Below are 20,572 nucleotides of genomic sequence, written 5' to 3'. Positions count from 1 at the left end.
ATTTTAGTATGTGGCCTTCCCAAACACTGGATCCCCCTTGCTTCAGGCCTTATATAGTAACTGCCGCCGTCAGTGGTGCTCTTGTAACCACACTGGGTTGCGCTACAATGTCCGTAATTCGAAAATCGAAATTACTTAAAGCTGGATGTGACATGACCGATTGCACCAAAGGACTTGCTTTAAATGCTTCCAGTGCGTCGTTGTTATTGAACAGATATACTGCCCCGCCTTCATTTTTCCCTTCATCTATAAGCCAGATTTTCCATAAGCAGCCGGGTACTGCAGCAAAATCTCCTGCAACGGTAAGAAGAAGGTCCCTCAATTCGGCATGAGACAAATTGTAATTAAACTTTGTAATCAAAATTTTCTGTGTCATGGTGGTTGATTTTTGGTGAACAATTTTATACGTGGATTTTTCGCTCAAAGTGATCAGCGATTTTTATTCCAAACTGACAACCCTAAGTTGGTTTTTTTCTGAATGAGATGTGCGGGGCCCTTTACTATCTAAAGTTAGGTTTTCTTAATGGTTTCTGCATTATTTTCAGGTTTTTAATGTCATTCCATGTGGCAGCAATGGCAGCGTATTCAGCTTTACGCCGGTAACATCCGCAATTGCGTTACGGATGGCAGGCGCAACACCAACAATCGGTGCTTCACCTGCTCCTGCAGACGGCATGTCCTTTCTGTCAACAAGCACAATGTCCAGTTCCGGAATATCGCCAAACCTGGGCACCCGGTAGCTGGAAAGCGATGGGTTTAAAATGCGGCCATCTTTAAAGTCCACGGCTTCAAATAAAGCGCCACCAAGTCCCTGCAACACGCAACCCATCACCTGATTTTCCAGGTGCATGGGATTCACAATGGCGCCGCAGTCAAAAGCCACTACGAGCCGGAGCAATTGCAACTGCCCGTTGGATTTATTATAGGCTACTTCCGCGCAGGTTCCTACATAGGCGTTTTTTACAAATCCACACGCCATACCGTAACCACGACCAGCTTCCTTTTGCCGTGTCCAGCCAAATTTGGATGCTGCTGCCTGTAACACTTGTTTTAATCGTTCCTCTTTTAAATTATTAAGCCGGAACCGGAATGGATCCTGTTTTAATTGCCGGGCCAGGTCGTCCATTACGCTTTCTATGGAAAAGACGTTGGCCGTAGCGGCAAGGCCCCTGTAAGAGCCTTGTTTCAACGGTGTATCAGATGGATGGTATTGGATGTGCTTGTGTGGCACTTCATAAGGGATTTCAATACCAGCACCGCCGGAGTTATAATTATGAAACTCCCAGGACGCCAAAAGTCCTTCGTTGCTGGCTGCGGCGGCTACTTCTATAAGTCCGCCCGGTCTGAAATAAGCCCATTTGAATTCTTCTTCACGGGTCCACACTACTTTTACCGGTCTACCTACGGCCCTGGAAAGGCGCGCCGCTTCCACCGCGGCTTCCCCGCTGTGTTTTCCGCCATAGGCGGAGCCGGTATCCGGCATCATTACACGGATATTATCTTTCGGAATGGAAAATACTTCCGCCAGTTCCTCCTGCACACCAAAAGGCCGTTGGGTGCCGGTCCATACGGTCAGCTTCCCATTTTCCCACACCGCCAGCGCCGCCCTCGGCTCCAATGGCACATGGGCAATATATTGCACCTCAAAATGTTGTTGTACCTGCACCGGGGCTGCCCCAAAGGCTTTATCAACGGCCTCCCCGGCTTTTTTTTCCTTGTCTTGTGCGTGCGTTTTAAGATAAGTGAAAATTTCCGCCCTGGAAGGCTGCGGGGTAGTTTTCCAGCGGGCCTCTATTCGGGCCAAAGCATTAGTGGCTGTCTGGGGATCAGGGGCAGTTACGCCAATGAAGTTATCTTCTCTAACAACATTTACACCTGGAGAGATCTTTGCCTTTTCTACATCAGCAGCAACCAGGGATGCGCCATAAGACGGCGCACGGAGCATTTTCCCATACACCATGCCTGGCATCACCATATCTGATACATATTGATGCTTTCCTGAAACGAAGCTTTTCGCATTAACCTTTGCCACGGGTGTACCGGCTACGGTCCATTTTTCAGCAGGAGTGAGCTGCACCTGGTCGTTTACGGCTAAGAGCATTTTCTTCCCTTTGGTGAGATCGCCGAAGCTCGCGGTTTTACCGGATGCGGCGTGGCTAACCTGGCCGTTTTTAACAGTCACCGTTTGTTGGGCTACGTTCCATTGTTTCGCAGCCATATCCGTGAGCACCTCTTTTAACGAGGCGGCCGCTTTCCGCAACTTCGGTCCCATAGTAGGTGTAGTGAGACTGCCATATGTACCCCGGTCGTAAGGGGTAAGAAGGGTATCGCCCATGATCATTTCAATGCTGGTCACGGGAACAGACAACTCTTCCGCCACCACCTGCGATAAGGAAGTACGAATGTTTTGTCCTACTTCCACTTTGCCGGTGTAAACGGTTACTGTTCCGTTTTCCAGGATGTGCACCCAGGCGGCGATAGCGTCATCACCGGGAGGAACGAAAGCTGTATGCTTCGATAATGCGTTCAGATCAGAATAGGTAAGGGCAACCGCAATACCGCCGCCCAGCAGTTTCAGAAAATTCCGTCTGTTGATTCCTTCCACAGGAGTTTGCCTTGTGCCTGAATTTTTCATAACCTTGGGTTTTGAACGTTAAGCCTTGCTGATGGCATTTATAATACGTGGATAAACACAGCAGCGACAAATATTTCCCTGCATTGCTTCTATGATCTCCTGCCTGGTGGGTGTTGGATTTCTTGCTTTTAAGGCAACCGCTGAAATGATCATGCCGGAGCTGCAATAGGCGCATTGGAAGGCGTCTTCATCCAGGAACGCCTGCTGTATAGGATGCAGCTGACCGTCTTTTTCCAATCCTTCTATGGTGATAACAATTTTATTTTCCACGCTTGCTACGGGGGTAATACACGAAGGTGTAGCATGACCGTCTATCAGCACTTTGCATGCACCACAGGCGCCTTCTCCGCAGCCGTATTTACTACCGGTGAGATTTAAATTTACTCTTAAGGCATCAAGAAGGCTGGTGTTAGCCGGCACGTTCAGGGTATAATCTGTGCCATTTACATTGATTTTCATAAGAGATGATTTAGAATGACGGGAAAACCATTTTTATTCTATAACTAAACTTAATCAAAATTAGGTATTATACCTATTTTCTAACTATCATTCCAGGGCTTGCCATACTCCCCCCGGATTGTTCAATGTTTTGACGAATCGTACCAAATATAGCATGCACCGCAATCAAGTGATACAATTTTATTTTAAAACCCATAGTATTTTGATATCATTATTTATATTTGAATTCAGTATTATGAAATTCCTCGGTTATATTGTTTTGCTGAATTTATTCTTACCAGTCACCATTTCTCCATGTTATGGGCAATATTATTTTAAGCACTACCAGGTGGATGACGGGCTGGTGCACAATGCAGTGACCGCTGTAATACAGGATAGTAAAGGGTTGATATGGGTGGGGACCCGTGGTGGTTTGAACCGTTTTGACGGGTATTCTTTTAAAGCCTACAAAAACAATAACGATAAATTCGGCAGCCTGGGAAATGATGTTATCAATTCTATCGCTGAGGATAAAAACAGGATGATCTGGATAGCCACCGGCAAAGGCATTTTTAAATATAACCCGTACAAAGAAGTACTCACTGAACTGGAAACCGTCCCGAAAGAATATACCAATAATCTTGTAATAGACAAGGATAACAATCTTTGGTTTCTCATCCAGTTTTCTCTATACAAATACATACAGGCAGAGAACCGGGTGGAGGATTTAAAAACAAAAGCATCCTGTATTGCGCTGGATTCAAATATGAATTTATGGATGGGAGATAATGACGGTAATATTCATATTTACAACCCGAAAACAAAGCCTGGCATAAAGATAAGGATCGTTGATAAAAGTGCCCCTGCAAATGCCCGGTCTATCAGCAAAATATACCCTATCAATAATAACGAACTGTTGATAGGTTGCTTTAAACAGGGATTAAAAAGCTATCATACCCAAACAGGCATCGTTAAATCTTTATCACTGGATACCGATAAAAACAAAGACATATTTGTCCGCGATATTGCAACGGGTAACGACGGGCAATACTGGATAGCTACTGAATCGGGAATTTACATTTACGACTTAGCCACCAACAAGAGCATAAGCCTGAGAAAACGGCCAGGCGACCCCTATGCCCTGGCAGACAATGCTGTTTATGCAGTATGCAGGGACAACCAGGGTGGTATGTGGGCCGGTACTTTTTTTGGCGGGTTAAATTACTATTCGAAGGTCAATGCACGATTTGAAAAATATTATCCGCTACCGGGTGCTAATGCTATTTCAGGAAATGCGGTAAGAGAAATATGTGCTGACAGCAGCGGCCACTTATGGGTGGGCACCGAAGATGCAGGTATTAACAAATTGAATTTAAAAACGGGCATATTTACAAACTATACAGCCACAGGCAAAAAAGGAAGCATCTCTTACTCCAATATACATGGCCTGCTATCCTGGGGGAACGAGTTATTTATCGGCCCTTTTTTACAGGGCATGGAAATAATGGATATGCGTAAAGGTTTGGTTACAGACCGGTTTAAACTTATTGGTGACAGGAACGGCCCGGTAAGTGATTTTGTAATTTCAATCTACCGCACAAAAAACAATAAACTACTGGTGGGTACTGCATACCGTAATGCAGGACTATTTGAGTATGACCCACAACACAAAACATTTAAGCGCATCAGCCAGATACCATACAACACTTATGTTTATGATATATTTGAAGACTCAGAAGGAAATATCTGGACAGGCAGTGTAAAGGAAGGCGCATTTTATTATAATCCTAAAACCGGCCGCCGCGGGAATTTACATTTTGGTGATACCACTAAGGGAAAGACCATCAACGAATTCCCTGTGTACAATATTTTTGAAGACAGCAACCATGCTTTATGGTTTGCCACAACCGGCAGTGGGCTTATAAAACTAAGCTCCGACCGGAAAACCATCAAAAGATATACAACCGCAAACGGGCTGCCAGGCAATGTATTATACAGTATCCTGGAAGACAATTCAAAACATTTGTGGATCAGCTCATCCAAAGGTCTTATTTGTTTTGACCTGCATACAGAACAGGTAAAAGTGTACACACAAGCCAACGGGCTGATAACGGACCAATTCAACTACAACTCAGCGTATAAACATACCGATGGTAAAATGTACTTTGGCTCTGTTAAGGGTATGATTGGTTTTGACCCGGTTTTATTTAACCAAAGAGAGCCAAGCCCGCCTACCTATATCATCGGTTTCCAAATTAATAACAAAGAAGCAATACCTGGCGGGCATAACAGCCCCCTCTCCCAGTCTGTTTTATACACAGACACCGTTATATTGAAATATGATCAGAACAATTTTAGTATTGAATTTGCGGCGTTGAACTTTTCCTCGCCCGAAGCAACACGGTATAAATATCTTATGAAAGGCATTGACCAGCCCTGGACCTATCTCAATACTAACCGCAAAGCGTACTTTACCGATCTTACCCATGGCACTTATGAATTTATTGTCCAGGCTGAAAGCAACACCGGAAGCTGGACGGGCAAGGAACGGCGGCTGATCATCAAAATCCTTCCACCTTTCTGGAAAAGCAACTTCGCATATATTGTATACCTGCTGCTTTTAGGCGTTATAATATTCATCACGGACCGCCTATATCGTCAATACCTGGAGCGTAAAAATTTGCGAAAGCTACAGTTGTTTGAACATGAAAAGGAAAAAGAAATTTACCAGGCCAAAATAGAATTTTTCACCAATATTACCCATGAAATACAAACGCCGCTTACACTGATAGCGGGCCCCATAGAATGGTTGAGCAAAAAATTTGATAAAGACCCAGATGTTAAGAAAACGCTCGCCATAGCTGAAAAAAATACCCGGCGCCTGATAGAGCTGGCCAGTCAACTACTCGACTTTAGAAAAACGGAGGCGGACCAGTTCAGCCTGAATTTTGTAAAAACAGATATTGCCGGGCTGATAACCGATCTGGTAGCGGGCCTTAAAACACAGGCTGCCGCCAACAATATTGAACTGGATATCGCATTACCGGAAAAACACCTTACGGCTTTTGTAGACAGAGAGGCGCTCATTAAAATATGCACCAACATAATATCAAATGCTATTAAGTATGCAGCCACCAGGGCCACCGTTAATATAAACACGGTAAGCGATTCCGACGAATATTTTAAGATTAGCTTTCACAACGATGGCAAAGGCATACCAGAAGAGTTTAAAGACCAGATATTTGAACCCTTTGTAAGAGTACGTGGAAATAATAAGCCGGGCACCGGTATCGGGCTGTCGCTTGCAAAATCGCTCACAGAGTTGCACAACGGATCGCTGCGATTGATTTCCGGCGAAACTGATTTAATTATATTTGAACTGCAACTGCCCATACATCAAAAATTTGAATTTCAATTAAGCAGTTGGAAAAAGATAAAATAGTATGACCGAAAATATTCTTATTATTGACGATAATGAAGATATCCTGGAATTCTTATCTATGGTTTTGAGAGATGCTTACCAGTTACATCTTGCCGCCAATGGAGAAATTGCACAAACCATTTTGGACAAAGAAATTATTCACCTCATCATATCAGACATTATGATGCCTGGAATTGACGGATTTGAGTTGTGCAGGCTCATTAAATCCAATGTTGAATACTGCCATATCCCCATCATTTTATTAACGTCTAAAAATACGTATAAGGCTCACATCGAAGGACTGGAGGTAGGCGCAGACGCTTATATACAGAAGCCATTCTCATCAGAATTGCTGCAGGTACAGATTGCTAACCTGCTTAAAAACCGTCGTAAAATAAAAGATCATTTTGCCAGTTCGCCTTTTGAGGATGTGAGGGTAATGGCGCATTCAAAAACGGATGAAGCCTTTCTAAAGAAACTGGATGAATATATCAAAACAAATATTGAAGACCCCAATATTGATATTGACATGCTTGCCGCACACATGTTCATGAGCCGCACCACCTTATACCGCAAGATCAAATCTTTATCCTCGCTATCTCCAAAAGAACTTATCGACATCACGCGTCTTAAAAAAGCCGCCGATTTAATTGCTAAAAATGAGTTTTCATTTTACGAAATTTCAAAGATGATAGGTTACAGCTCGCAAAGTCTTTTCAGTCGCAACTTTCAGAAGTATTTCAAAATGTCGCCACTCGAATACTTTGATTCATTGCCAAGAGAGTAAGTAAGCCTTGGACGCTTTCAAATGAAGGCGTCCAAGTATTTCCATTACCCTGGGAGATGACCATGGCTGTACCTCTCTTCTTAATTCTTATTTTCATCATTAACGGCATCTTCCCATTTCGTCCACATCTCCACGCTCTGACCATAACCGTTATAACCGGGGTTTTGGCGTAGTTTCCCATACAAATTTGCATCGATCGCCGATTGAGGAATGGGCCAATAGATATTATGTGGTGCTATGGTATAGGACCTGCCCTTTACAGTTACTTTGTTCTTGTTGTAATAATTGCTATAATGCTGTATGCGCTGATACCAATAACTGTTTTCTGAAAGCGTATTCACGTTATAAGTATTTCCCCATTCATCTGCTTTACCACTTAAGGCCAGGCTATATGACATACGGCTTAGTTCCATGTGCCGCCATTCTTCCATCCATAATTCACGGGCACGTTCATTCGCGATATCACCAATAGTAATAGTAGTGTATAGCTGCTGGCATTTTGCCCTTTGTCTTACAATATTTACGTCTGCTACAGCTGCGCCTATATTCCCTTTATAAAATTGGGCCTCGGCACGGAGCAGATAGGTTTCCGCAAGACGATAGCAATACCAGTCGGCCGCGCCGCCCTTATTGTTATTACTTGCAGCATTGCCAATATGATCCGGATCATTTACAAAAACTTTATAATGCGGCCAATCGAACCAGTTACGCACCGTATCGGTACATAAAAGTTTGTTTCCATTGTAAAGCCGCAAATTTTTACCGAAATACAATGCGTCTGAAGGATCATTGTATTTCAGGGAATCCATTCTGGCCCAGTTGCCCACGCTGCTGTTATGTCGCAGATCCCCGGCATCATTAATTCCGTTTACATTCCAAAGATCGTGTTGTGCAAAATAGGTAGGGCTAATCATTGCAATACCACGACCAACAGCCGAGTTATAATCGAGGTTGGCCCGGTAGGAACTGCTTGATGAAGCGTAGCATTGCATAAATTTTCCTGCAGGCGATACTAATGTAGAGATATTCCACATCGGGCCCCAATTCCGCATGGTGCGCATTTTTATTGCGGCATCTGTATTATCACGGTTGGGCATAGCAAGAATGGCTTCCTTATTTGTCATGATACATTTGTTCACAGGGCGGTGCAGGTCCCATATCACGTTCCGCGTAATATGCCAGGTGCCTTCCAGCGGGCTTTCGAACGTACCAAATGTATTTGTCATTAAGGAATAACCCGAATTATTAATTAAAGAATCAGCTTGTGCAATTGCCTTGTCCCACTGACCGGTAGCCAGATAGCATTTGATCAATAACTGGCGGCAGGCGCCTTTATTAATCATGCCTATATATGACATACTGGACTGATCAGGCACCCATTGCACGGCATCTTCCATATTTTTAGTAATCATTTCTAAAATAGCGTCACGACTGGTGCTTTTATAGTTTTGCTTTGGAGAAGAAGGGATTTGGGTTATCAGTGGAACATTGTTAAACTGAAAGCACAGGGCGAGATAACGAAAGGACCTGTGAAAATAAGCCCTGCCAATATATTCACGTTTTGTAGCTTCATCCAGGCCGGGAACTTTATCAATAAACGAGGTGATTGTATTGGCATACTTGATACCATTATAAGTTTCCCCCCAGAAATAGCTCAACATGTTCACATCATTAGTGTACATGCCGTCAGTTGGAGTAAGACGTGTAGCTACATCCGCAAAGATGCTTCCATCATCTGTTTTACCGGCTACCGCCATGTCTGACAACATATACTCGGTGTTAATAGGTACCGAAATATCCCTGGTCGTAATGTAGCTCCAATAGCTCCGCAAATGCTTGTCACACATCGCTATGGCAGCATCCAGTCCCGACTTGGTAGAGAAAGTAGTTTCAGGCTCATAAAAAGATAAAGGATCCGGCTTAAGATATTTCTTACTACAGGCAGTAATCATTGTTGATGCCACCACCAGGAAGAAAACTTTTCTTATAAAGTTATTTTTCATTTTTGTTTTTTTTATTTTCCCTTCGTAAAAGGTTTAGAATGTCACATTTAATCCAAGCGTGTAAATTCTCGGTGCAATGTCACCAGTTTCTATATCCCAGTAATCCCAGTTTTTATCTTTTCTCCAGACAGCTACATTGCGAACGGTTGCATATAGCTTCAGGTTTTCAATCGCCGCCCGTGAAATAAGTTTGCGGGGCATTGTATAACCAATTGTTACATTATCAAGCCTGATAAAAGAACGATCGAATACTCTGCTGGGGGCAGCAACTCCGGAAGGACCTCTCGCATCCAACCGCCCAAAAAAATCACTCGGATTATCAAGCGTCCAATATTGTTTTTGATAGGTATTGGCATTGTATGTAACCAACGAAACACTATTATCCTGGTTCAGGTAAGAAGTACTTAAGCTTTTACTGCCCCAATAAGAATAGATATTGAATGAGAAGTTGAAGTTTTTATAGGTAAAATCATTTCGCAACGACCACATAGTAGGTGGTGTAGTCTGGCCCAGGAATTCCTTATCCTTATTATTATAAACCGCCGTTGTAGTTCCATCACCATTTTTAATATCATCTGCCGTGTAATTATTGGCTACTTTAGGATCCCCGGGACGTTGGCCGTATTTAGCAGCTTCTGCAACCTCGTCCACCTGCCATATTCCCGTTACGCGGTAGTTCCAGATGGCACTGGCCGGTTGCCCGATAAACCATCCGTTGGATATATCATCAGATTCTTTGGAAGTCACTACATTTCCATTGGCATCTAACACATCCTCGTACCGGTAATAAAGATGCTTAATCGTGTTTTTATATTTCGAAAACCCCACTGTGGTATTCCAGGTAAAGTTGGGTGTTCTTATATTTTGTGTGTTGACTGAAATTTCGAAACCTTTGTTTTGTACTTCCCCTAAGTTGGTGGTAATACTCGTAAATCCTGAAAAATCAGGCAACGATTGGCTCATGATCATGTTAGTGGTGGGCATGTAATAATAATCGAGCGTACCGGAGATCCGGTTATTTAAGAAAGCGATATCCAGTCCGATATTATATGCTGTAGTTTTTTCCCATTGCAAATTGGGATTTGCCATACGGTCAATTCTTAAATAGTAATACTGGATATAATTACCGCTGGCATCTACGTATCCCTGAGTGGTTGCACCATTTGCAAGATTTGCCAATGCTATATAGGGATTAGCAAGCGATCTGTTTCCATTTTGTCCATAGGACAAGCGCAATTTACCATTGCTCAATGGACTCCATTGAAAGAATCTTTCATTACTAAATGTCCAGGCCAAAGCTGCCGAAAAAAAAGTAGCCCTTGGATTCGAAGTCCCGAAAGCGGAATAGCCATCGCGGCGCACAGAGGCTGTCAGCATATAACGGTCATCATACGAATAAAACACGCGCGCAAGCATACCATCAGCGGTTTCATGAGAATCGTCCGTATTAAAACTGCTGTTAAGCGGATCGCCGGTAGAAGTTTCGTGGAATCCTAAGGCATCACTTGGTAAAATATTACGTGCATTAATAGCATCGCTCCAATACCGCCGTTCTTCTGCTTCCTGAACCAGGGTTATATTTACCTTATGTTTTTGGGCAAAAGTTTCTTCCCAGCTGATCGTATTATTCAAAGACCAGTCGAAACGCTTTCCCCAGTTCCGGTCAACACCATGATTAATTGGCAGCCAGTCAGGATGCTCCGAGGATTCAAAATAGCGGTTATAATACCACTGATACCTGGGAGAAACATTAAAAGAGTACTTGATATTAAAGGGCAGTTTTACTTTGGCAGAAAGAATGGTATTCAGAACAGTATAGCCTCTTTCCAATTTCATATACTGTTTATTGAAATCAAAATTATATCCTTTACTGGCAGTCATTTCATCGCCCATAGGATGTACTTCCAGGTTTCCATCCTCATCTTTATAAGATGCAAAAGGGCTGTTATTAATAATCTGTGATCCCCAGTTAACCGCAATATTTCCGTCGGACCGGTCCTGAAAATTAACATTGGCACTAATATCCAGCCAATCGGTGACCTTTCCGTCCACTTTTAAGTTGGAGCGTACTGCCCTGTAGTTATCACCCACAACCACTCCCTGGTTAGACAAATAACCTGCAGACAAATAATAATTTATTTTATCACTGGCGCCTGATACGCTGAGATTATAATCCTGGTTAAAACCGGTACGGAAACTATGGTCATACCAATCGAAGGTTTTACCTTTCAGATAGTTATCCAATGTTGTATATTGAAGACCTAACCGTTTAGCCCGGATTTCGTTATCAGATGCGTTACCTGTGTTTGTTGAATAGGTTCTCCATTCGTCGATAGTGATACCGTATTTCTTCAGCGTTTCATCGGTAGGCATTTCATAGTATCCCAGTTTACCCGCTGTTGCCGTTTCTGATATATAAGGTTCATAGGCTCCTGTTGCTGAATTGATGCCGTAGGTACCAGCCATGTACCAGTCCTGCCTGTATTTCATATAACCGTCGGGGCCAAAAACCTTCCTGTTTGCGGCCATATCAGAAAGCCCGAAATTGGTTGTCAGATTAACAGTCGGCTTCCCCTTTTTCCCTTTTTTTGTAGTGATGATAAGCACCCCGTTAGCTGATTTCGCTCCATAAATAGCAGCAGCTGATGCATCTTTAAGGATATCAATCTGATCAATATCATCGGGATTAATTTCAGACAGTTCTCCATAAAAAATCATACCATCCAGTATCAGCAAAGGATCATTATGTCCGCCATCCGTATAAACGGAGCGCTGCCCGCGGATTCGTATGGTACCTCCTCCTTTTGCAGAGGCATCGAAACCTACACTCACACCAGGTGTTCCGCGTATGATATCCTGAACTGTTTTAGGATTCTCGTCTGCAATCTTATTTGGGCGGATAGAAGTTATTGCCCCGGTAAGATCTTTTTTCTTCATAGTACCGTAACCAATCACCACCACATTGTTCAGGTCATTGGTAGCTTGTTGCAGTATAATAATCAAAGGCTTTCCATCCGGTATCACCTCTCTGCTGACATAACTTACGTGTGATGCTCTCAGGGGCACTCCTTTGGCAGCCTGAATGCTAAAATTACCCGATACATCTGTTTTTGCAATCACGGTTGTTCCCTTAGCGGCGATTGTAACATCAGCTATTCCATGACCGAGAGAGTCAGTAACCCTGCCGGTTATACTTTGATGTTGTGCATGGGCACAAAAGGGAAACAGCAGCAACAATAAAGCCCAGAATAATCCAGGCAATAAGAACATCTTACACAAAGAAGAGGCATTGCTTTTCCCGGTTGCTGTATAATTTTTCTCCATAATGATCAGTTAGTCGTTATCGCGGTGAAATTTATAATGCTGTATTGGGTTATAGAGACCCATGGTTGTTTTAATAGCCACAATCGTTAAAAAGATTAATAGAATAATATACATACGCCGCCAAGGCACGTAGTTCTTTGAAAGTTTTCATTCTTTGAGATACGTGGAATATTCACCGGCGCGACTCCTGGCCAATTCATAAGTGGACACACATATTTGTGGATAATTATTAATATTAATACTGTAACGCGAAGTAAAAATTCTTTTTTGATACGTTTTATTCAACTTTTTGTCGAATCATTCCAAAATAAGGAAGCATAGAAAAGGGAGGTGTTAAATCACAGGTACGCGAAAACAGCTTTTCAGGATAAGCCGTTGGCGTCATGCCCCCTGTGCAGGGGCGCCAACGCCAACGGCAGTTATAAAACTCTCCAACTATTTTCCTAAAAGTGCAGCTGCGCACCAGAGATAGGGTGCCTGGCCGTGAAGGTCACCCGCATTACGTGGGCGGTCGTGGTAATACTGTTTATCATTCTTTTTGCCCGTGCCAACGCAAACTTCGGTCACATTATTACGTTCATCGATATACGAAACCATAGCTGTCCATGCTTTTCGCGCCGCCGGAGCGTACTCCGCCGCATCCAGCCATCCTTGCTTAACGCCTGTAATAAAAGCATACGTGAACATAGCGGTGCCGGATGTTTCCGGCCAGAAATCTGCTTCATCAATAAGCTGGTTCCACATTCCATTGGGCCTTTGGTGCTCCTTCAGGCTTTTCATCATGGTAAGATACCCTTCCATAATCCGCGGGCGGTCTTTGTGATCTTTAGGCAACTCACGAAGCAGATCGGGCATACCTACTGCCATCCAGCCAGCTCCTCTTGCCCAGTAATATGGAACATCCGGAGCATGATAGAAAAGCCCGTTCGGGCGTTGCAGCTCATCCAGGTAGCGTACCATTTCCTTTGCCGCCCTGTCAATATATTTGCGGTCGCCGGTTACTTTATAGGCTTCATTTTGCACAACAGTAATCATATACATATCATCGATCCACAAACGGGTTTGCCACGAATATCCTTTATCCGCCCAGGCTTTTTCTTCCGGATTCGCATTCTTTGGCACTTCCCACTGCGTATCGGCGTAGGCCAGTCCGATTTTCTTATAGCGTTCGTCTTTTGTTACCTGATAAAGTTTCAGCGCAACGCTGCCAAACATATTGTAGTCCACGTGATTCATGGGAGGCAGTAATACTTTCTCCCGGGAGAAGAAGGGCTCAAATTTATCCTGTAAAAGCCTGATCAGCTTTTGGTCTTTTGTTTTTATAGCGTAGTCCAAGGCGCCATTCCAGGTACAAACTTCGGCATAGTGAATGTACCTTCCTGCATAGAGTTCATGCCTGCCGTCCACAAAGTGATAGGCCAATCGTTTGCCCACCTCGCCAGGTGTAGCTCCCTTTGGAAATTTGGTCAGATGATCCTGCTGGGCAAACAAAAACTGAAAAGATATCATTGCCAGCAACGATAAAAATAATTTACTCATAACGCTTTTTTTGTAGAACTTATTTAAATTTTAGTGATTATTTCCAATGCTTTGAACGACCGCCTCATACTTCATCCAGTGTATGCTGCTGGTATATTTCAGTTCTGAGATCGTGCGAAGAAATGAAATATCTCTTTTAAATTTTGTTCAGTTTTTTGTCGAATTGATCCTAAAAACCAGCGTGAGGAAGAATAGCGGGAATGTAAGGCAACAGCCGTGGATGGCAGGAATATTTATAACCAATGGATTACTTAGCAAAAGATAGATTCAGGGCCTTTTTTCTGTCCCGTATGAAGAACGTGGATAAAATAAAAAGGAGCTGCCTCATTTAGTTATGAGACAGCTCCTTCTTTGTCGCCCTGACTACTGTACAAAATTCGAACTTACTTCTGCATGGCTTTAGGGGAACATTCTTTTTAAGCTATGCTTTCCCGCATTACCACACCATCCTCCTTTCTCTCGCTCTTAGCGATCTGCATTTTATTTCTGTTAAAATAAGATAGCGCCAGCACAGCCATCACACCCACAGGCAGTAGTATAAACCCTATGTTCCCATCTACAACGGCATGACTGATGATAGCGAATACCAGGTTGAACGTAAGTCCCGCATAGGCCCATTCCTTTAACCGGTCCGGGATCGGGGGCAACAATATAGCTAATGCGCCTGAAAATTTCAGAATGATCAGCGCAACTGCAAAATAGTCAGGATAACCAAGTGGCTTCGTTCCTGCATTGGTATACTGTGGTGCAAACAATAAGGTACTGATGGGCATGATACCTTCAAACAGGAATATAAAAACAGTTGACACCCAAAAAATAATTTTAGCCTTTTTCATTTTTGTATAATTTATTTTTGAACACTTAATATCAAACTGATATAGTACATGTCAACGACGTTAACCAACGGGCTGGGATTTCGGCCTACATCATGGTTAACCGGGGAACTTGCTCATATCCATATATAATACCTCCCAATGGTTACCATCCTGATCGCTAAAGCTTCTTTGCTGCATAAAGCCGTAGTCCTTTGGCGAATTGGGCTCGCTTCCACCGGCGCTTAAGGCAGCATCTGCCATGGCATTTACTTCCTCCAGGCTGTCGACTGAAATGGAGTTGATCACACCAATGTCTGTTTTAGTGTCAATGATTTTTTTGCTTGTAAACTGCGAGAACTTGTCATGGGTCAATAGCATCGTATAAATTTCTTCACTTAGTACCATACAGGCGGCAGTGTCGTCCGTAAAATCCGGATTGTTGGTAAAGCCAATTTTGGTATAGAATTCCATTGCCTTTTTAAGGTCAGTTACCGGTAGATTGATAAAGATTTTCTTTGCCATGATGTGTAATTTTAATTGTTAGTTCGATGAGACAAAGGTGGTCTAAATACATGGGACTGAGGATACATAAATGCGTCAAATTAGGGGGGTGAAAATGACAGGGATGTATTATCTTTACTTTTAATCTTACAACGTCTATGTTAATATCAGTTTTTGCACCAGAGAAGGGCGTAATAGAAGCGGTAACGCCACCCTACCGTGCTTTTAAGACAGCCAATGATTTTCTTATGGCCCTGGGAAAAGAGGCGATATTTGAGGTTGAATATGTTGGTCTTACCCCGTTTGTTTCGGCAAACGACGGTGAATACACGATAAGGACCGACCGCTTGCTCCGGGATGTGAGTAAAACCGATTTATTAATAATTCCTCCTGTATATGGCAATATTGCTGACGGAATAGAAATAAATGCTGACGCCATTCCACACATCAGGAAATTGTATGAAAAGGGCTGTAGCGTTGCCAGTTTGTGTTTAGGCGCTTTCCTGCTGGCTGAGACCGGGTTGTTGAACGGCAAAAAGTGCTCTACACATTGGGCCTACCTTGACGAGTTCAGAGCGCGGTACCCTGGAATTGAGGTAGTGGATGGCGCTATTATTACTGAAGTAGGAAACATATATAGTAGCGGAGGTGCCAGCAGCCTTTGGAATTTGGTCCTATACCTGATTGAGGAATTTTCCGACAGGGAAACGGCCGTATTAATTTCAAAGAGCTTCGCCTTAGATATTGGCCGCAGCAGCCAGGCCGTATTTACAGTGTTTAAGGGGCAAAAGAAACATGCCGATGAAGAAATCATGAAGGTCCAGGATTACATCGAGATGAATTACAACGAGAAAATGTCGATAGACGAGTTAGCGGCCATAGTTAATTCCGGGAGAAGGACCTTCGAGCGAAGGTTCAGGCAGGCAACAAGCAATACTCCTTTGGAATATATACAAAGAGTACGCGTAGAGGCCGCTAAGCGCTTCTTTGAGGCTTCCCGGAAAAATGTGAGCGAAGTAATGTTTGATGTAGGGTACACCGATACCAGAGCTTTCCGGGATGCATTTAAAAAAGTAACCGGCCTAACGCCTATAGAATACAGGAACAAATATGCTAAGGTTACTGCAGAAGTATAGATGTGGGTTGATATTAGGAATGGAAAACGCACGGTACAGGATCAGGACCATGCCATTTGAAATTGTTTACAAATGGCAAGAATTTCCTCCGGTGTCTTTTCAAAGTGATTTAATACGACTGTGTACCTCTGGTTGCTGTTTGGGTTCAGGTTATCTATATTACTAAGGGTTATGATAAGATACTCATAGTTCGTTGTGATGGCTCCTCTATCACCACCGTTATCCGGGATGCAGTACGTATAGGATTTTACCTCAAAGTCTGCGATATTTCCCCATTTAAGTTTTACAATTGATGGAAAAGCAAAGCTGCCTCGCGCATCTACATCCTCTAAAATACTTCTGCCATAGTATATGACCATCTCGTCTTCTGATAGTTTTATTTGTGATGGTACATCCCATAAATATTTCACTATTCCAACTGAAGGGATGATTAATGAGACGATAAAAATAATGGATGGTAATGAAGCTGAATATTGTATAATAGAAATCAGTCCTCCAGCCAATAATATAGCAAAAATGATCAAATCTGCTATATATTTTCTCTTGCGTTCTGCAATGATTATTGTTTCCATATATTGTTCATAACAAGGTAAGTGTTTTTAATAGTAAAACTGTTCTTAGGTTCTAAACCTTCAATTGTAGTGGTAAGTTAGAAAAACCGGACACAATTCGAACTTTCTTATGGCAGACTTAATTAGAATTGATAGTTTCCATCAGAAATCAGCACAAAAATTATTAACAATGAAATAAAGCCGCTATTCCTATTGGATTAAGTTGTGTTTGCAAAACATGGAGAGGACCCTTCTTAATTTTCTTCCAACCAATGTCTCCATTATCCACCATGGTGTTTCAACTATTTTGAAACCAGCCTTTTCCTGATCCGGCTTAATGCTTCGGGCGTAACTCCAAGATAAGATGCCACGTAATACTGCGGTACTCTTTGAATCAACTCTTCCCTTTCTTTTATAAGATTCAAATACCGCTCTTCGGGCTTTTCTCCCATCAACCTGGCGTTTTTTTGGGTAACACGCAAAAACTGGGCTTCTGCAATGAGCCTGCCAATGCGTTCATACTCAGGAAATCTTTCATACAGCTTTTGCAGGCTGTTGAAATGAAGATGATACAATTCACAATCTTCCAGGGCTTCTATTCCATAATTAGCAGGACGGGACGTCAAAAAACTTTCATAATCTCCAGTAAATTGATGCTCAAAAAAGAACTCGTAGACGGTCTTCTTCCGGTCAGACAAATCAAATGCGATCACCGCCCCCTTCTCAATAAAGGACACCCATTTGTTTACAGCACCCAAATCACTGATAATTTCCCCTTTCTTGTAAGACTTCACTACCAAAAGCTCAGTAAGAGGCTCCCACGCCCCGGCAGAAAGGTTGGGTAAAAATTGCAAAAAATACTGATGAATATTTTCAAACATAAACTTAGCCGGCTTCAATAGACTGTTTTTCCAAGGATACTTTCTTTATTGACCCAGATCAATGAACAGGAAGATCCTGTTGTGGATTTTTGTCCAAAATAATTTCCTGAGATAAATATAGCGAATTATGGCAGCAAAATCAATCTATTATAAGGCCACTTTATTGGCTGTGTTCCTCATTGCCTTTTTCAGCAATGTACAAGCCCAAACCCAAACTATAAACGGGAAATTAGTTGACGAGGCCTCGTTCGCTCCTATCGGTGGTGCGACAATACAAATGGCAAATTACCCGGGGATAAATACGTTTTCGGACTCGCTTGGAAGTTTCCGGCTTATGGGAGTTCCTTTAGGCAGGCAATCTATTATCATTACGTTTGTAGGATACGAACCCTTGTTTCTTTCCGATTTATTGATCACCGCAGGGAAAGAACTTCAACTTAATAATGTGGCAATGCGTGAAAAAATTAAGATGTTGGATGAAGTGGTCATTAGCGCTTCTAACAGGAAATCACCCAACAATGAAATGGCTACGGTAAGCGTCCGCACGTTCAATATGGAAGAAACCAAAAGATATGCCGGCTCTTTTGGCGACCCTGCGCGGATGGCTATAAACTTTGCCGGAGTGGTATCCACCAATGACACAAGAAATGACATTATTATACGGGGCAATTCCCCCAATGCTATGCTGTGGCAGTTTGAAGGTCTTAACATTCCCAATCCTAACCACTTCGGTGCGCTGAACAGTATGGGAGGTTCTGTAAGCATGCTGAACAACAACCTGATAGCCAAGTCTGATTTTATATCAGGTGCTTTCCCCGCCCAATATGGTAACGCTGTTGCAGGCGTCTTTGATTTACGGTTGCGAAATGGAAATAAAGACAAGCATGAATTTGTAGGACAAGTAGGTTTCAACGGATTTGAAGCCGGAGCAGAGGGGCCGACCGGGAAAGGTAAAAAAGCGTCCTATCTCGTAAATGCCAGATATTCCACCCTTTCTGTATTCCGGCAGTTAGGGCTCAACTTTGGTACTGGCGGAGGGCAACCCGACTACTACGATGTAAATTATAAAGTACACTCATCAGTCGGGGCGAAAGGAAACCTGAGTTTGTTCGGTATTTGGGGCAGAAGTTCATTTGTAAGCCTGGGCAAAGATTATGATCCCGGCGGACAGGCTTATGGAAATAGCTACTCCAATCGTTTTGCCGATTACGAAACCAACATTACAGGACTTAGTTACGAGCATCTGCTAAGCAATAAGACTACTGCGAAAATAACAGTCGGTTATAGCAGTACAAACGAATGGTTTGACAGGGATTCTATCAGTACGGTAAAACCCGATATCGCTACTCCCGACTGGCACTGGAAATTCTCCACGCGAAAATATTCTGCTGTTTTTCAGTTGAATCATAAGTTAAATGCAAGGCATAGCTTTATTGCAGGGGTTTACAATGACTATACCAACTTCTCCATTCTCAACAAACGGATCTACGCCGGCGTGCACGACCTGGTAATTGCTGACCGTCAACGCGATTTGGACCTGTTGCAGAGCTACGCTCAATGGAAATACAGGATGAACGATGTGTGGACATTTATTGCAGGGATGCACTACCAATATCTGGATATTTCCCAGAGCCAAAGCATAGAGCCAAGAATAGGGCTAAATGCTAAAATAAACAACAGGCATACTTTAGGCTTCGGTTTCGGAATGCACAGCCAAATGGACAACCTGCTAAATTACACGGTTGTAACATCCACTCCCTCCGGCCACTTGTATACAAATGAATCCTTAGGGTTTATAAGGAGCAACCATGCTGTGTTGTCACACAACTGGAAATTAAACAATAATACAAACCTGAAGACCGAACTTTATTACCAGTCGTTGTATGACCTTCCTGTGGAAAGTCATCCGTCTTCTTTTTCGACCGTCAATCTTGGAGCAGAGGCCACTCCTACATTGCGGGACAGTCTTATCAACCAGGGCAAGGGAAGAAATTTCGGTGTAGAGTTTACCCTTGAAAGGAATTTTTCAAAAGGGCTTTATTACCTGTTTACCACGTCCCTGTTTGATTCCAAATACCAGGGAAGCGATGGGGTATTGCGAAATACGGCGTTTAATATGGGTTATGTAATCAATGCCCTTGCAGGCAAGGAATGGAAGTTCAACAGGGAAAGATATTTCAGCATTTCAATGAAGATCTCTGCTGTCGGAGGTCGCTATCTTTCACCTGTGGACATTACAGCATCTATTGCAGACGGCGAAATACAGTTTACTGAAGAAGAGGCTTTTTCATTAAGGCAATCGGCTTATTTCCGCTCGGATGTAAAGCTATCCTACCGGAAGGAATACAGAAAATCATCTTTAGAAATTTCGCTGGACCTGCAAAACGTTACCAATAACAATAATATTTTCAGACAGGATTGGAACGCCCGTACCGGACAAGTCGTAAACAATTACCAGCAGGGGTTTTTCCCTGTGCCGTTTGTAAGGTTTACTTTTTAATGAAATTGACCAGGATTGGGTTTCGTCTCAAAAACCCAAAA

14 protein-coding genes are annotated in these 20,572 nt (G+C 42.9%); 4 read left to right on the top strand and 10 right to left on the bottom strand.

Features of this window, described 5'->3' with window-relative positions; all coding sequences use genetic code 11:
- Positions 1-49 precede the first annotated feature (49 nt).
- The 3 genes from ACLHR0_RS22725 to ACLHR0_RS22715 form a co-directional block, all read right to left on the bottom strand.
- A complete protein-coding gene (locus ACLHR0_RS22725; protein ID WP_436489751.1) occupies positions 50-376 on the bottom strand; it encodes a YdhR family protein in 327 nt (108 codons plus the stop codon).
- 165 nt (positions 377-541) lie between these two features.
- Positions 542-2,635, bottom strand: a complete 2,094-nt coding sequence (locus ACLHR0_RS22720; protein WP_436489749.1) for a molybdopterin cofactor-binding domain-containing protein — start codon at positions 2,633-2,635, stop codon at positions 542-544.
- 18 nt (positions 2,636-2,653) lie between these two features.
- Positions 2,654-3,094 (bottom strand): (2Fe-2S)-binding protein, encoded by a 441-nt coding sequence (locus ACLHR0_RS22715; RefSeq protein ID WP_429047148.1) that lies wholly within the window; start codon positions 3,092-3,094, stop codon positions 2,654-2,656.
- Between the two features lie 202 nt (positions 3,095-3,296).
- Between ACLHR0_RS22715 and ACLHR0_RS22710 the strand changes: the two genes are divergently transcribed.
- On the top strand, positions 3,297-6,515 hold the full coding sequence (locus ACLHR0_RS22710) for a ligand-binding sensor domain-containing protein (RefSeq protein ID WP_436489747.1): 3,219 nt from the start codon (positions 3,297-3,299) through the stop codon (positions 6,513-6,515).
- Position 6,516: 1 nt separating this feature from the next.
- Positions 6,517-7,281 (top strand): response regulator transcription factor, encoded by a 765-nt coding sequence (locus tag ACLHR0_RS22705; RefSeq protein ID WP_429047146.1) that lies wholly within the window; start codon positions 6,517-6,519, stop codon positions 7,279-7,281.
- A gap of 80 nt (positions 7,282-7,361) precedes the next feature.
- Here the strand turns inward: ACLHR0_RS22705 and ACLHR0_RS22700 are convergent, their stop codons facing one another.
- From ACLHR0_RS22700 to ACLHR0_RS22680, 5 genes are all read right to left on the bottom strand, one after another.
- Positions 7,362-9,284, bottom strand: coding sequence for a RagB/SusD family nutrient uptake outer membrane protein (locus tag ACLHR0_RS22700; protein ID WP_436489745.1), 1,923 nt, complete (start codon positions 9,282-9,284; stop codon positions 7,362-7,364).
- A gap of 33 nt (positions 9,285-9,317) precedes the next feature.
- Positions 9,318-12,608, bottom strand: a complete 3,291-nt coding sequence (locus ACLHR0_RS22695; protein ID WP_436489743.1) for a SusC/RagA family TonB-linked outer membrane protein — start codon at positions 12,606-12,608, stop codon at positions 9,318-9,320.
- A gap of 435 nt (positions 12,609-13,043) precedes the next feature.
- Positions 13,044-14,147: a glycoside hydrolase family 88/105 protein gene (locus ACLHR0_RS22690; RefSeq protein ID WP_429047140.1), complete on the bottom strand. Its 1,104-nt coding sequence runs from the start codon at positions 14,145-14,147 to the stop codon at positions 13,044-13,046.
- 416 nt (positions 14,148-14,563) lie between these two features.
- Positions 14,564-14,983, bottom strand: coding sequence for a DoxX family protein (locus ACLHR0_RS22685; protein WP_436489741.1), 420 nt, complete (start codon positions 14,981-14,983; stop codon positions 14,564-14,566).
- A 96-nt stretch (positions 14,984-15,079) separates the two neighbouring features.
- Positions 15,080-15,484, bottom strand: coding sequence for a VOC family protein (locus tag ACLHR0_RS22680; protein WP_429047136.1), 405 nt, complete (start codon positions 15,482-15,484; stop codon positions 15,080-15,082).
- 137 nt (positions 15,485-15,621) lie between these two features.
- On the opposite strand from ACLHR0_RS22680, the gene ACLHR0_RS22675 reads away from it, so the two are divergent.
- Positions 15,622-16,599, top strand: a complete 978-nt coding sequence (locus ACLHR0_RS22675; protein ID WP_429047135.1) for a GlxA family transcriptional regulator — start codon at positions 15,622-15,624, stop codon at positions 16,597-16,599.
- A gap of 41 nt (positions 16,600-16,640) precedes the next feature.
- Here the strand turns inward: ACLHR0_RS22675 and ACLHR0_RS22670 are convergent, their stop codons facing one another.
- Both ACLHR0_RS22670 and ACLHR0_RS22665 read right to left on the bottom strand, forming a co-directional pair.
- Positions 16,641-17,171: a hypothetical protein gene (locus tag ACLHR0_RS22670; RefSeq protein WP_436489738.1), complete on the bottom strand. Its 531-nt coding sequence runs from the start codon at positions 17,169-17,171 to the stop codon at positions 16,641-16,643.
- A 281-nt stretch (positions 17,172-17,452) separates the two neighbouring features.
- Positions 17,453-18,049, bottom strand: a complete 597-nt coding sequence (locus ACLHR0_RS22665; protein ID WP_429047131.1) for a Crp/Fnr family transcriptional regulator — start codon at positions 18,047-18,049, stop codon at positions 17,453-17,455.
- 109 nt (positions 18,050-18,158) lie between these two features.
- Between ACLHR0_RS22665 and ACLHR0_RS22660 the strand changes: the two genes are divergently transcribed.
- Positions 18,159-20,531, top strand: a complete 2,373-nt coding sequence (locus tag ACLHR0_RS22660) for a TonB-dependent receptor (protein ID WP_436489736.1) — start codon at positions 18,159-18,161, stop codon at positions 20,529-20,531.
- Positions 20,532-20,572 lie beyond the last annotated feature (41 nt).

Source organism: Chitinophaga sp. ARDCPP14 (genome assembly GCF_051362515.1).
Classification (GTDB): Bacteria; Bacteroidota; Bacteroidia; order Chitinophagales; family Chitinophagaceae; genus Chitinophaga.
The sequence above is the reverse complement of the archived record's forward strand: the minus strand, read 5'-3'. Positions and strand labels throughout refer to the sequence as shown.